Source organism: Ferruginibacter yonginensis (assembly GCF_042651465.1).
Classification (GTDB): domain Bacteria; phylum Bacteroidota; class Bacteroidia; order Chitinophagales; family Chitinophagaceae; genus Ferruginibacter; species Ferruginibacter yonginensis.
On sequence record NZ_JBHSCZ010000001.1, the window covers coordinates 369,835 to 385,359 of the forward strand.

Here is a 15,525-nt window from a genome sequence, read left to right on the forward strand (position 1 = left end):
TAAATAATTTTTCAATAAATTTATATCCATAAAATGTTCATAATGAATATTTTATGGATATTTTTTTTGCATAGTAATAAAATTGTCAAAAAAAATAATGAGTATTTTTACTATTATATTATTTTTTTTATTTTCTTTGTGGTGTATTTAACGTTTCAAGTATTTCTCCACTTTCCTCCGAAAAATCCTTAATGGATTTTTAATTATTTAATATATCCATATCTTTTATCTTAAGACAGCCTAAACATCCTTTATACGAAAAAGTATTTTTACGTAGTTGAAAATCTTTAAGTATAACAATTAATCCGGTTATCAGATTAGAATATTAAATCTTTAAAAAAAGAAACATGAACTGTCATTTTACCAAAAGCATTTTAAAGTTAACATCAATATTAATATTGATTTTCACTTTAGCACTAACAACGCATGCACAAGTAAGCAATGCCCCTTGTAACACTTTTTCACCATTAGTGAGTGCCAATTATTCAAACCTCACCGTAACATCAAGCCAATTTTTTGGTGATCAATTTTCTCCTAAAGCAAATTTGATTGATGCTAACCTTACCAACAATGCTAGTTGGAATTTTTTATTAGCAATAGGTTCAGCATTCGTTGAGGTAAAGGATAATAATGCAACTGGAGCTAATGTTTATCCTGCAGGTACGTATGCTGGTTTTGTAGTTGATAATAATACTTTGTTAGGTTTATTTGGCAATGTTACCGTTTCAACCTACTTAGGTAATACTTTACAAGAAAGTGTAAGTGGTGGTTCATTAATTTCAATAGGTTTATTATCATCAACTGGTCGTTTAGGTTTCGTAACTACCAAAAATTTCGATAGAATTAGATTTACATTTGGTACAATTGGAGTTGCTGGTTCAGTATCGGTTTATTATGCCGAGGTTGAACGTTTTTGTGCAGGTGCTACACCTGTATGTAATACCAATACGCCTTTAGTTGCACCATCATACCCAGCTGCAATTGAAGCTAGTCATACTGGTTTAACCGGAATTACTTTAGGAACTATTTCAAATGAAACCAATGTAGTTAATAGCAATACAGATGATTTCGCTACAATTGCATTACCTGTTGGTATTTTAGCAAGTGGTAGCATTGCTGTAAAAGATCAAATTACAGATTACCCTGCTGGTTACTTCGCAGGTTTTGATGTTGCTAATCCAACTTTACTAAGTTTAAATTTAATAAGCAACATCACCATCACAACTTATTTAAATGGTGTACAAAGAGAGTCAAAAGCTGCTAATCAATTACTAATTGGCGCTCCTTTGTTAACTGCCGGCAACCGCCAGGTGGTTGGGTTTGTAACTTCTCAATCATTTGATGAAGTAAGATTCACCGTTAACCAAGTGGTAGGTGTTAATTTAGGATCAACCGAAGTATATAATGCAATTATTAAACGTTTCTGTGCTGGGCCAGATTTAGTTTGTAACACTCAAACTACAATATCTGAGCCTACATATCCTGTTTTTATTGATGTTGCAAACACTGGTATTAATGGTGTAGCTTGTGTAGGTTGTGCTGTTAATGATGCATCAAATGTAATTGATAACAATGCCACCAATTATGCTGAAATAGTATTAACCGCTGGTGTATTAGCAAATGGTAGCTTAGCGGTTAAAGATCAGTTAACTACCTACCCTGCTGGTACTTATGCAGGTTTTGATATTGAAAATGCAAGTCTTTTAAACGCCAATGTTTTAGGCAATTTCACAATAACATTATTAAACAACGGTACAGTTGTACAAACTGGTACTGGTAGCAGTCAATTAATAACAGCTAATACTTCATTATTATCTGGTACACCTCGTTCTGTAGTTGGTATTGTTAGTACAGTAGCTTTTGATGAAGTAAAAGTTACAGTTGCTAATACCGTTAGTGTAAATTTAGGTGCTACTAGAGTATACAGTTTGGTTTTACAAAAAGGTTGCGCTGGTACGTTAACTTGTAACAGCACTTCGTTATTAAATACACCTGCTTTCCCGGCAGTAATTGAAGGAACTCGTACAGGTATCAATACTATTGCATGTGTTGCTTGTAACATTGCCAACCCAATTAATGTTGTAACAGCAAGCACAACAGATTTTGCCCGTATTAATCTAACAGTGGGTGTTTTAACATCAGGTTCAATTTCAGTTAGAGACCAAATTTCAGTATATCCTGCAGGTACAACTGCTGGTTTCGTTGTTAGAGATCCTAATAATTTCTTAGAAGTAAATTTATTATCAGCAATAACAATTACTACTTATTTAAACGGTGTAGCGCAAGAAAGTAGAACAGCTGGTAGTTTATTAAATATAGATGCTATTTTAATTTCAATTGGTGGTTCATCAACCCCACGTAATATTGGTTTTACTACTTCTAAACCATGGAACGAAGTTCAAATTACTTATAACAACGTACTTGGTGCTATAACTTATTTAGATGTATTTGGCGCTTTTGTAGGTACTACTAATATTCCTTTTGGTACACCTGGTTTCAATTGTAATTATACCAACCCAGATGTTAATGTTACCTATAAAAACGTTACGGTTACAGGTAATGTAAGTACTAACGATAAAGTACAACCGGGTACTACTTATGGAACGGCTGTTGCTGTTGCTGGTGTAACCAACCCAAGTAACGATGTACCAACAGTAAATGCTGATGGAACATACACTTTCACTCCTACCGCTGCTGGTGTTTACCAATTTGTAGTACCAGTGTGCAATGGTGGTGTTTGTAAAAATGAATTATTAACGATTACAGTTTTAGATAAAAACAGTGCAACGAACCCTCCAACTGCAAATACTGATATTGCATCAACATTTGTAAATGCAGCTGTAACAATTAAATCATTAGCAAACGATCAACCGGGTACAACTGGTTCAGCATTAGTTCCATCAACCGTTGTAATAACTGACTTAAATGGTGCTGCTGCAGGTAACACACCTAGAGGTGGTACGGCAGTAGTAAATACTACAACAGGAGATATCACTTATACACCAGCTACAGGTTTTGTAGGTGTAGATACAGTGAGATATACAGTTTGTGATAATCAAACACCAGCACAATGTGCAAGTGCTTTCCAAATAATTACAGTATTACCAACAAATGCTGCTAATACCACCTCAGCTGCTGATGACCATATTTCAACACCAGCAGGTGTTGCAGCATCAGGTAATGTTAAAACAAATGATACAGATGCAGAAGGTAACACCCAAACAGTTACTGCACAAACCACTACAATTCCAGGAAAAGGTACTTTGGTATTAAACACAAACGGTACTTATACCTTCACTCCAGTAGCTGGTTTCACTGGTCCAGTTGACTTTGCGTATACCACATGCGATAACGGTACGCCACAAGCATGTGCAAGTGCTACTTTACATATTTTGGTTAAAGTACCAGAAAATGTGACTGCACCAGATGTTAACGTTACCTATAAAAACGTTGCGGTTACAGGTAATGTAAGTACCAACGATAAAGTACAACCGGGTACTACTTATGGAACAGCTGTTGTTGTTGCTGGTGTAACCAACCCAAGTAACGATGTACCAACAGTAAATGCTGATGGAACATACACTTTCACTCCTTCTGCTGCTGGTGTTTACCAATTTGTAGTACCAGTGTGCAATGGTAGTGTATGTAAAAATGAATTATTAACGATTACAGTTTTAGATAAAAACAGTGCAACGAATCCTCCAACTGCAAATACTGATATTGCATCAACATTTGTAAATGCAGCTGTTACAATTAAATCATTAGCAAACGATCAACCGGGTACAACTGGTTCAGCATTAGTTCCATCAACCGCTGTAATAACTGACTTAAATGGTGCTGCTGCAGGTAACACACCTAGAGGTGGTACGGCAGTAGTAAATACTACAACAGGAGATATCACTTATACACCAGCTACAGGTTTTGTAGGTGTAGATACAGTGAGATATACAGTTTGTGATAATCAAACACCAGCACAATGTGCAAGTGCTTTCCAAATAATTACAGTATTACCAACAAATGCTGCTAATACTACCTCAGCTGCTGATGACCATATTTCAACACCAGCAGGTGTTGCAGCATCAGGTAATGTTAAAACAAATGATACAGACGCAGAAGGTGACGCCCAAACAGTTACTGCACAAACAACAACTATTGCAGGAAAAGGTACCTTAGTATTGAATGCTGATGGTTCATATACCTTCACTCCAGTAGCTGGTTTCACTGGTCCAGTTGACTTTGCGTATACCACATGCGATAACGGTACGCCACAAGCATGTGCAAGTGCTACTTTACATATTTTGGTTAAAGTACCAGAAAATGTGACTGCACCAGATGTTAACGTTACCTATAAAAACGTTGCGGTTACAGGTAATGTAAGCACCAACGATAAAGTACAACCGGGTACTACTTACGGAACGGCTGTTGCTGTTGCTGGTGTAACCAACCCAAGTAACGATGTACCAACAGTAATTGCTGATGGAACATACACCTTCACTCCTTCTGCTGCTGGTGTTTACCAATTTGTAGTACCAGTTTGCAATGGTGGTGTATGTAAAAATGAATTATTAACGATCACAGTTTTAGATCCTGCTACTGGTTCAACGAATCCACCAACAGCTAATACTGATGTTGCTTCTACAAAAGGTAATAACCCAGTAACGTTGAAAACATTAGTTAATGATCAACCAGGTACAACTGGTTCAGCATTAGTTCCATCAACCGTTGTAATAACTGACTTAAATGGTGCTGCTAACGGTAACACAACAAATGGTGGTACTGCGGTAGTAAACTCTACTACTGGTGATATCACTTACACACCAGCAACTGGTTTTGTAGGGGTTGATACTATTAAGTACACAGTTTGTGATAACCAAACACCGGCACAATGTGCAAGTGCATTCCAAATTGTAACAGTATTACCTACTGTAGCACCAAATTCTACTGCTGCTGCTGATGATCATATCAGTACTGCATCGGGTGTAGTAACAACAGGTAATGTAAAAACAAATGATAGTGACCCAGAAGGTAACACCCAAACCGTAGCTACTCAAACTACTACCATACCAGGAAAAGGTACATTGGTATTAGCAGCAGATGGCTCATACATTTTCACTCCAGTTGCAGGTTTCGCTGGTCCGGTTGATTTTGTATACACAACTTGCGATAACGGTACGCCTCAGGCATGTGCAAGTGCTACTTTACATATTTTAGTAAAACCAGCAGTGCCTGATTTTACACCATCAAATGACATCGATGCATTATCATTTAATGCTGATGGTGCAACAAGAGATTTGGTAGTAAATATTAGTGAAATTATCAACCAAAATAATAACGGTGCTGTAGTATTTAGAATTAGAAAATTATCAGCTTTTAATATCACTTACAACACAGCAGCAACCACTGCAAATGTATTTGGTGGTTCATTAGTAAATAATAGCGATTGGTCGTTCACTGAAAACGCATCATTTATTACTTGTACTTTAAAAGCAGGCGTAAACATCAGTGGTTTTGGTGTTTCTCCGGTTGGTTTCACCATCACAAGAAAACCAGGTATACCAGTAAATACGAGTCAAAACATTACAGTAACAATTATTGATGGTTCAGGTGGTGATAGCAATAACACCAATAACTCAGTTGTAACCACCATCACAGCAAACTAAACATTCTTAAAATCAAAATAATATGAAAAAGATAATCACAATTTTAATGGCTGCTTTCATTGCAATAAGCAATGTAAATGCACAATCAGCAGATTTTGATATAAACATTTTAATGCAACCTGCTACTATTGCTCAAAACGCAACAGGTACTTTAAATGTTTCAACCGGTAATAACGGTAACAGAGATATTGTTGCTAATTCGTTACGAATTACCATTTCAGTAGGTACAAATGCTGAAATTATAGGTTTGGCTGGTACAACTGATCCACGTTGGACGGTTCAATCATTAACTACTGGTACTAATAACACAATCAGATTATCAAATACTGGTGGTACTATGACGAGTGCAGCAGGCATAAACCCAGTTGCTGATATAAATATCATTGTGAAAGGTACTGTACAAGGAGGTCCATCTTCTATTACAGGAACTATTGGATACATTACAGCAAACAACCCATTGTTGGGTGGTCTTCCAAATGCAAGCCAAGGTAATACACAAACAGCAAACGATAATTCAACTACTAGTTTAACGGTAGCTGGTTTGTTGCCAGTTCGTTTAGCAAGTTTTGATGCAAGTGCTTCAAAATGTACTACTACATTAAATTGGAAATCAGCGGCAGAAGTAAACTTTAAAAACTATGTGGTTGAATACAGTACTGATGGTGTTCGCTACAGTGCATTTACAACTGTTGACGGTAAAGGTAGTAACGCTACTTATTCAGCTGCTCACAACCCTGCTCAAGGAAAAGCTTACTATCGTTTGAAAATGGTAAATGTTGATGGTAGTTTTGAATACAGCCGTATCATACCTTTATCAATAAACTGTGACAAAAACACCGTGTTAGTTTACCCTAATCCAACTTCAAGTGTTTTGAATGTAAACATTTCTAACAACAATAACACTACTACTGATGCTTTTTTAGTAGATGCTACAGGTCGTAAAGTAATGGTTGCGAAATTAAGAAATGGCAGCAATCAGCTAAACGTTAGTAACTTTTCGAGAGGTATGTACACATTATCATTGAACAATAATGGTACTATTGAAAATATTAAAGTAGCGATTGATTAATTCAATGATAAGATAAATGTAAGCCCAACTTCGGTTGGGCTTTTTTTTGTATAAAATTTGGTACGAACCTATGTACTATTTTTCGTACATAATTCATTAAGTATTTATATTCAACTATTTATGATTAAAATTCTAATAGTTGAATAATTATTATTATAAGTATTTTTACGTATCTATTTTCAATAAAATAGCATTTTTACTAAAAAATAATAGTGAATTTACAATTAATCATAAAAAAAGTTCTATCCTTGCACCTCGTTAGCAAAATGCCTAACAAAATCCATCTTCTTTAGAAATAGTCACTCCAATACTTTGTACAAGCCCCGCAGGTTTTAAATTTTAATATGACGATTTAAGTCTATTTGAAATTTAAAATCATCTTTTAACAACTTAAACATAATCCTTTTAAGGATTGTAACAACATGAAAAAAATTTACACAAACTCGATTAAATCGAGTGTAATTAGTGCAATGCTCTGTTTGGCAATTATTTTCAGTAGTTTTTCAGCAACAGCGCATCGTATTGAAACATTCACTTCAACAGGCTGTACTGTTGGAAGTACAGTTTCCATTAATGCATTGGTAACTTTTGCAGGTGGTGCAACTTATTATGCTTGGCAGTTTAGAGATAAATCAGGCGTTTGGCAATGTTTTACTGCAAACTCAACTATTAATGGTGCAACTTTTACTGTGAGTGGTTTTGCATCAGGTCCTGCTGCTAACTTAGGTCCTACACTTACCATCAATAATGCCACTGCTGCGTTAGATGATGTTTTTGTTCGTTTGTTAATGAGGGATAACGCAACACCTTGTGGAGCACCGGCTGGTACTACTTGGGGTGGTGATGATTTAGCATTAAATGAAACAAAATATTTAAGACTACACATTTATAAATCTGTTGGAGATTGTGGCGGTACTACACCAGGTTGTATTGGTAATATTTTAAACAATGCAACGGGTTATTACGGTGGTTTTGAAAACAGAAATTATGACGCTGCAACTGATACCTACATTGATAACAATTTTGTTGCAGGCGCAGGATCAACAGACTATACAATTGGTACAAACGTAGGAAACTACAACGTAACAAATCATCCTTACTTAGCTAATAGCATTTTCCCAAGAAATATTGCGGCACATTCTGGAAATTTTCAGATGGTAGTTGGTGGTAATGCATTGGCAACAAAAAGAGCTTGGTTTAAATCAGTAAATGTAGTTGCTGGTAACACTTATTTATTTTCTGCATGGGTTACAAAATTAGATGCATCAAATCCTAATATAGCTTTAAGAGTAGGTGGTACTGAAATAAGCAATAGCAATTTAATTTTTCAAACAATTGGTAATTGGGTACAAGTAAGCGGTTACTATACAGCAGCAGCAGGTACAACAACTGTTGAAATTGCCATTGTTGATAAATCTGGTGCCGCTACCAATTATTCTTTAGATGATATTTGTTTCAGACTTATGGGCTCTATTGGTGATAAAGTTTGGAACGATGTCAATAAAAATGGATTATTAGATGCAAACGAATTAGGTATTGCAGGTGTTACGGTTAGTTTATACGATGCTAACAATGAACTAGTTGCTAGTACTATAACAGATGCTTTGGGTAACTACAAGTTTTCGAGGTTAAACTCAAGTACTACTGGTGTTGCATACACAGTTGGTTTTAGTGTGCCACAAGGCTATAAATTAACAACACAAAATGTTGATAATACCGGTATTACTGGTACTGCAAATAGTGATGCAAATGCAACTACTGGTTTAACCAATACAATAACATTAACTTCAGCAACCCCTACTGTTACTTATGTTGATGCAGCTATGTTTATTACGAGTGCATCAAAAATTGGTGATAGGGTTTGGAATGATATTAATAAAAATGGTGTTCAAGATGCTACTGAACCAGGTATTGCTGGTGTTACAGTAAGCTTATTTACTTCTGCTGATGTATTTGTTGCTGGTACCATTACTGATAACAATGGTAATTATGCATTTTATGATGTGCCGGCTGGTAACTATTATATAAAAATTACATTACCTACTGGTTTTGTAGTTACAACAAAAAACACCACTTCAAACGGTGGCAATGCTACTAACGACAGTGATTTTGATGCAACAACATTGCGTTCTAATACTTTTACAGTGGCTGTAAACACCATTAATAATGATATTGATGCAGGTATTTATGCTTCAACATTGCGTTCATCATTAGGTGATAGAGTGTGGAATGATTTAAATAGTGATGGTTTACAAACCACTGGTGAACCAGGCGTAGCAGGTGTAACTGTTCAACTTTACAACAATGTAAATGTTTTATTACAAACAGCTGTAACGGATGTTTTGGGAAATTATGTATTTAATAATTTGGCTGCAGGTAGTTACTATATAAAAGTAATTGCTCCTACTGGTTTTACCCTTACAACTGCAAAAGTTGGGGCTGATGATAATATTGATAGCGATATCAACACTACAACCGGCAACACATCAGCCATTACTTTATTAGCAGAACAGTTAAGAACTAATATTGATGCTGGTTTAAGAAGAACTGCTACTGGAACCACTACCATTGGTGATTTTGTATGGAATGATTTGAATAAAGATGGTTTACAATCTGCAAACGAACCTGGCTATGGCGGTTTAACATTGTATTTGTACAACAGTGCTAATACTTTAATACAAACCACCACTACCAATAAAAATGGTTTTTACAGTTTTACAGGTTTAACTGTTGGAACCCAATATTATATTACTACAAGTAATTTACCTGCTGGTTATGGTTTTAGTACTTTAAAAGCTGGTACAGATGTAAATATTGATAACGATATTGACCCATCTATTGGAAAAACTGGATTAATAACTGCCACTACTGCAGCTATTAATAATATTGATTTTGGTGTTACACAAAAAGCTTCAGTATTTAATACACAAGGCAGTATTGGCAATGTGGTTTTTGAAGATGTAAATAGCAATGGTTTGCAAGATGCTAATGAACCAGGTATTACTGCTGTTACTGTCACATTATACAAAGCCGATGGTACTACTGTTGTTGCTGCTACCAAAACAGATGCATTAGGTAATTATCAATTCACTAATTTACCTGCAGGCATTTATGTAGTTAGTTTTAGTAATTTACCTTCAGGTTATGTAATTACCACACAAAATGTAGGTACAAACAAAGCTATTGATAGTGACCCAAACACAACAACAAGCAAAACAAATACATTTAACTTAGGTGCTGGCGAAATTAATAATACAATAGATGCTGGTTTACGTAATACCAACGCAGGCGTTTCAACCATAGGTAACTTAGTTTGGAATGATGTGAATGGTGATGGTATTTATCAAACAACGGAGTCAGGTATTGCTGGTGTAAGTGTTTATTTATATGATGATAACAAAAATTTAGTTGATAATACCGTAACCAATGCAAATGGCAATTATTTATTTACCAATGTAAAAGCTGGTGCTTATATTATTGGGTTTAATAATTTACCAGCAGGGTTTATTGCTACTACACAAACTACTGCTAATAATGCGGATAATGACAGTGACCCTAATACAATTAATTTTGAAACAGGTGAAATCATAATAGCCGCAAGTACCAACAATAATAACTATGATTTTGGTATAAGATCAACCACTACTGCTACCATTGGTGATTTTGTTTGGAATGATTTAAATAGAAATGGCGTGCAAGATGCAAATGAACCTGGTGTTGCTGGTGTTTTAGTTACACTTTATAACAGTGCAAATGTTGCCATCGCTTCTACAGTTACTGATGATAATGGTATTTACAAATTTGTAAATGTAGCCTACGGTACGTATACACTTGGTTTTACAGGTTTACCTGGCAACACTGGCTTTACTACTAAAAATAGCACAAGTGGTACTGCCAATACTGATAGTGATGTTGACCCAACTACTGCTCGTACAAGTAGCTTTACATTAAATGCATCTACTCCTAATAAGTTAGATGTTGATGCTGGTTTAGTAAGCTTATTTGCATCAGTTGGAGATTATATTTGGAGAGATGCAAATGCCAATGGTATACAAGATGCTACTGAAAGAGGTTATGCTGGTATTACAGTTACCTTGTATAATGCTGCTAACAACGCCCCAATAACATCTGCTGTTTCTGATGGTAATGGTTATTATTTTATCAATAATATTCCAGTTGCACCAACAGGTAGTAGTTACTATTTACAATTATCTGGTTTATTATCTACCAACACCGTTACAAGTAAATTTGCTCCATTAGTAACTGGTGGTGCTGCAACGGTTTTAAGTAATGATAAAAACAGTGACTTTACTGCTGGTACTAATAGAACCGACAATTTTACTTTATTACCAAATGAAAATAACCAAAACATTGATGGTGGTATTGTTGCGCCAGACCCTAATTTGTTAGCAATTAAAGGCTTGGTATTAAGTGCAGTTTTGAACAATAGTACAACCAATTTAAAATGGTATACCGAGGCTGAAATTAATGTAGTTCGTTTTGAAATTGAACGTAGTATTGATGGTACGCATTTTGAATTTGTTCAAAACGCCGCTGCTGTTGGTAACAGTAATGTACGTTCTAACTATACAGCCAATAATGATTTAGGTGCATATAAAAACGCAGCAGTAGTGTATTACAGAATAAAATCTGTAGATGCGAATAACCAAATTGTTTACTCAAATATTGTGGTGGTTCGTCCGAATAATGCATCAACTGTTGAAGTGTGGCCTAATCCATTTGTTGATCGTTTAAATATTAAAGTACAATCAACCAACAATACCCAAGCATCATTACTAATTTTTGATGCAAAAGGAAGCATTGTTTTGAAAGCAAGTTTTGCTGTTGTAATTGGTGATAATTTTATTAATTACAACCAAGTAAATACTTTAGCAAGTGGTGCTTATACTATCAAATTAATGAAAGATAATAAACAAATTTTTACGACTACTTTAATCAAAAAATAGTCTTCTAAATTATAAGGAAAAAGAAGAGGCTATCTCAAATGAGATAGCCTCTTCTTTTTTAAAACTCTTTTAAAACTTAATCAAATAATGCTGTTTGTGGGGTTTCTTCTTGTTGAACAACCCACTCCATTTCAACAGCTTTATTAAAGTCTGTAAGCTTTGAACCTACTGCACTTCTTCCCATAACTTCAACAAGTTGGTCTATTTTATATTTTGTTTGTTGCTGTGCTTGACCTTTACCTGTTTTTACTAATAGCAGTGGGTGCTCATTTGATGAAACAGCCATTACTACGTTATTTTTACCTTCTTTAATAAACATAAATTTACTATGCAATGTAGTGGTATCAATTTTAAAGCGCTTTACATTGTACTGAAGTTTTTCATTGTCGAGGTACACCGTTGCAATTACTTTTTCTGGTACAAATTTTTCCATCAAAATAATTTTTTCTGGTTCAAAACGCTGCGTTAATTCTTGGTCAATGATTTCGTAATTTCCATCAAAGTAATACACCACAATACGATCTTGTGCTTCAAATTTACCAAGGTATTGTCCTTTTTCTTCGGTATTTAATCTACCAAACTTATTATCGAACCAAAGCTTTTTGGCATCTAATGTTGATCGTCCAGCATCTTTAAACCGAACCGTTTTTATTGGGTATTTGGTTACTTGATTACCCATAGCACCCCTACCCTTAATTTCAAGTTCTTCAAAATAAAAATCAAGTTCTTTTTTCTTTGCACTACAATTTGGGCTCAAAATAATTTTCACCACTTCAGCCTCACCATTGGGGTTCGATGAAAAATAATGAATCTTACTTTTTTCACTTCCTTTGGTAAGATCATATTCTTTCTCTCTTGTAATGCCCGTTACATTAAAACGCTTAGCATAACTAATGCCCGTTTTCCCATCTACATAAATGATGTTATAGGTTGTGCGTTCATCATTTTTTTGAAACACGGCAGCATGAATAATATCTTTACCAATAAATGTTTTTTCAGAAACCCTTACCACTTTCATTACACCAGCTTTGGTGAAAGCAATAATATCATCGAGGTCAGATACTTCACCGATAAACTCATCTTTTTTAAGACTAGTACCTATAAACCCATCAGCATAATTTGCATACAATTTTATATTAGCAATTGCTACTGATTTTGCTTGTACCGTATCAAAAGCTTTAATTTCTGTTTTACGTTCTCTGCCTTTGCCAAACTTCTTTAATAAATTTTCAAAATATGCAACTGCAAAGTCGGTAAGATGTTCTAAATGGTATTGTACATCTTTAATATCTGCTTCAAGTTGTTTAATTTGTTCATTCAGTTCGTCAATATCTAAACGATAAATTCTTCTTACAGGTTTTTCTGTTAACTTAACAATATCTTCTCTTATGATAGCTCTCTTAAGTAATTTTTTGAAAGGCGTAAAAGCTTTGTCAATAGCGGCTAAAACAGCATCCCAAGTTTCATGCTTTTTCTCGAGTTCTTTATAAATTTTTTCTTCAAAAAATATTTTTTCAAGTGAGGTGTAATGCCACTTTTCTTGAAGTTCACTTAGTTTTATTTGAAGCTCCCAGCCTAATAACTTTTTAGTATTGTCAGTTGCAATTTGTAATAATTCACTCACCGTTAAAAACTGTGGTTTGTTATCTACAATTACACAAGCATTGGGTGAAATGCTCACTTCACAATCAGTGAATGCATACAAAGCATCTATTGTAATATCAGGTGAAATACCTGGGGCTAACTCAATAATAATTTCAACATCAGCAGCGGTATGATCGGTTACTTTTTTAATTTTAATTTTACCTTGATCGTTTGCTTTTACAATGCTTTCCATTAAGGTTGTAGTGGTAACACCAAATGGTACACTTTTAATAACCAATGTTTTCTTATCAAGCTCTTCTACAATGGCCCTAACCCTAATTTTTCCACCACGTTTACCATCATTATAATTGGTAGCATCTACAATTCCGCCTGTTAAAAAATCAGGCAATAATTCAAATCTTTTACCACGTAAGCATTTTATAGAAGCCTCAATTAGTTCACAAAAATTATGCGGTAAAATTTTGGTTGATAAACCTACGGCAATACCCTCAGCCCCTTGTGCCAATAGCAAAGGAAACTTCATTGGTAATGTTACGGGTTCATTTTTTCTACCATCATAACTTAATTGGTGAATGGTAGTTTTTGCATTAAATGCAACCTCTAATGCAAACTTGCTGAGCCTAGCTTCAATATAACGTGGTGCAGCAGCATCATCACCTGTACGTACATCGCCCCAGTTACCTTGTGTTTCAACAAGTAAATTCTTTTGACCGATATTCACCAAAGCATCACCAATACTAGCATCGCCATGCGGATGATACTGCATACTTTGACCAATGATGTTGGCTACTTTATTAAACCTACCATCATCCATTTCTTTCATGGCATGTAAAATGCGGCGTTGTACTGGTTTTAGTCCATCTTCAATGGCTGGTACAGCACGTTCTAAAATAACGTAGCTGGCATAATCTAAAAACCATGTTTTGTATTGACCACCAATACCTGAGTTGCTATGTTTATATTCTTCTTTATTTGCTTTTGCCATAATTTATATTGATGCGTATAACTCTAATGGTTGACCGTTAGGGTCATAAAAAAAACAAAACTTTTTATTACTGTATTCATCTATTCTTATTGGTTCAGTTGCTACGCCGTGTTGCTGTAAATGTGCTACTGCTGCTTCTACATCATCTACTTCAAATGCTAAATGTCGCAATCCTTTTGCCTCTGGGTAAGAGGCTCTTTTTGCTACATCATCAAATGAAAATAATTCAATTTGATATTGACCATTAATAGATAAATCTAATTTATAAGAATTTCTTGCTTCACGATAAACTTCCTGCACAACGTTGAACCCTAATATGTTTACATAAAAATGCTTACTTGCCTCATATTGATCGGTTATGATTGCAACATGATGAATGCAATTAATTTTCATGTTCAACCTTACTTAATAGTTTAAACTCAATTTCTTTAAGTGATTTACCTTCACCCTGCATTTCAAAAATATTGTTAGCGGTTAATGTTTTCAATCGCCAAATTAAATATGCTTCGCTACAAGCCACTTTTGATTTTGATTGGTATTGTTGTACAATTTTGGTAGCTTTTTGAAAATCATTACCAACGAATTTTTTTATTTCAGTATCAAAAAAAGTTTCATCGTGTTGCGCTAATTTTTTACCACCTTCTAACAAACGAATGGTTTTGTTATCTGTCATTAATTTTTGCCACTCATCGGGGTCAACTTCTAACTCACTCAATGTAATTTCTCTTGCTAACTTTTTTGCTTTTAAAAATTCTTTGGCTGGTATTTGATGTAAATATTCTGGGTAAAAAATGTTACCCTTTTCATTAATGAATGGCAAGTTATTCAAGTACAAAATTTGCACCCTTCCTTGGAAAGGTTTTACAAAATGCAACAACCAATAATACCCACAAACATCCCTACTATTTTGTGCTGCCCAAATGTATAATTGTTCTTCCTCATTTCTTCGCAACGTACCTACTACTTGTGCAATAGTGGTGTAATCATTGGTTTCATCATCTAAATGTTTGGTCGAAAAATCGCCAGCGGCCAATACTGCTAACCACCAATTTTTTCGAGCAGCTCTACCCTCCCCTACATATATGTTTTCAATGGGACCAACTGAATAGTCATCAGTAATGGTTACTACTTCACCAGCAAGGGTTTCATCTAAATTTATTACCTCTTGTAAAATTTTTGCATCAGCGTCGCTAAAAACAATATGTATCATCAACTAATAATTGTGTTTAAATTAAATAT

Annotated in this window: 6 protein-coding genes; 3 read left to right on the forward strand and 3 right to left on the reverse strand. The window is 34.8% G+C overall.

The annotated features are described in order from the left end of the window. Positions 1 to 347: 347 nt before the first annotated feature. The 3 genes from ACFOWM_RS01605 to ACFOWM_RS01615 all read left to right on the forward strand — a co-directional run bounded on the left by ACFOWM_RS01605 (position 348) and on the right by ACFOWM_RS01615 (position 11,696). Positions 348 to 5,660 carry a beta strand repeat-containing protein gene (locus ACFOWM_RS01605; protein WP_379706138.1) on the forward strand — a complete coding sequence of 1,771 codons (5,313 nt, stop codon included), beginning with the start codon at positions 348 to 350 and terminating at the stop codon, positions 5,658 to 5,660. A gap of 22 nt (positions 5,661 to 5,682) precedes the next feature. Further along, positions 5,683 to 6,729 carry a T9SS type A sorting domain-containing protein gene (locus tag ACFOWM_RS01610; RefSeq protein WP_379706140.1) on the forward strand — a complete coding sequence of 349 codons (1,047 nt, stop codon included), beginning with the start codon at positions 5,683 to 5,685 and terminating at the stop codon, positions 6,727 to 6,729. Positions 6,730 to 7,151: 422 nt separating this feature from the next. After that, the gene (locus ACFOWM_RS01615; protein WP_379706143.1) at positions 7,152 to 11,696 is read left to right on the forward strand and encodes an SdrD B-like domain-containing protein; all 4,545 of its coding nucleotides are present in this window, start codon (positions 7,152 to 7,154) and stop codon (positions 11,694 to 11,696) included. A 76-nt stretch (positions 11,697 to 11,772) separates the two neighbouring features. Here ACFOWM_RS01615 and ACFOWM_RS01620 read toward each other — a convergent pair whose 3' ends face one another. The 3 genes from ACFOWM_RS01620 to ACFOWM_RS01630 are packed head-to-tail and all read right to left on the reverse strand — an operon-like array spanning position 11,773 to position 15,496. Then, positions 11,773 to 14,286, reverse strand: a complete 2,514-nt coding sequence (locus tag ACFOWM_RS01620) for a DNA gyrase/topoisomerase IV subunit A (RefSeq protein ID WP_379706146.1) — start codon at positions 14,284 to 14,286, stop codon at positions 11,773 to 11,775. Positions 14,287 to 14,289: 3 nt separating this feature from the next. Further along, positions 14,290 to 14,679: an SMU1112c/YaeR family gloxylase I-like metalloprotein gene (gene gloA2 / locus ACFOWM_RS01625; protein WP_379706149.1), complete on the reverse strand. Its 390-nt coding sequence runs from the start codon at positions 14,677 to 14,679 to the stop codon at positions 14,290 to 14,292. Continuing rightward, positions 14,669 to 15,496, reverse strand: coding sequence for a DUF1835 domain-containing protein (locus tag ACFOWM_RS01630; protein ID WP_379706151.1), 828 nt, complete (start codon positions 15,494 to 15,496; stop codon positions 14,669 to 14,671). The genes gloA2 and ACFOWM_RS01630 overlap by 11 nt, the downstream gene beginning before the upstream one ends. Positions 15,497 to 15,525: the final 29 nt, after the last annotated feature.

Coding starts and splice junctions, on each gene's coding strand:
- ACFOWM_RS01605 (WP_379706138.1), top strand. CDS start 348: ATGAACTGTCATTTTACCAAAAGCATTTTAAAGTTAACATCAATATTA.
- ACFOWM_RS01610 (WP_379706140.1), top strand. CDS start 5,683: ATGAAAAAGATAATCACAATTTTAATGGCTGCTTTCATTGCAATAAGC.
- ACFOWM_RS01615 (WP_379706143.1), top strand. CDS start 7,152: ATGAAAAAAATTTACACAAACTCGATTAAATCGAGTGTAATTAGTGCA.
- ACFOWM_RS01620 (WP_379706146.1), bottom strand. CDS start 14,286: ATGGCAAAAGCAAATAAAGAAGAATATAAACATAGCAACTCAGGTATT.
- gloA2 (WP_379706149.1), bottom strand. CDS start 14,679: ATGAAAATTAATTGCATTCATCATGTTGCAATCATAACCGATCAATAT.
- ACFOWM_RS01630 (WP_379706151.1), bottom strand. CDS start 15,496: ATGATACATATTGTTTTTAGCGACGCTGATGCAAAAATTTTACAAGAG.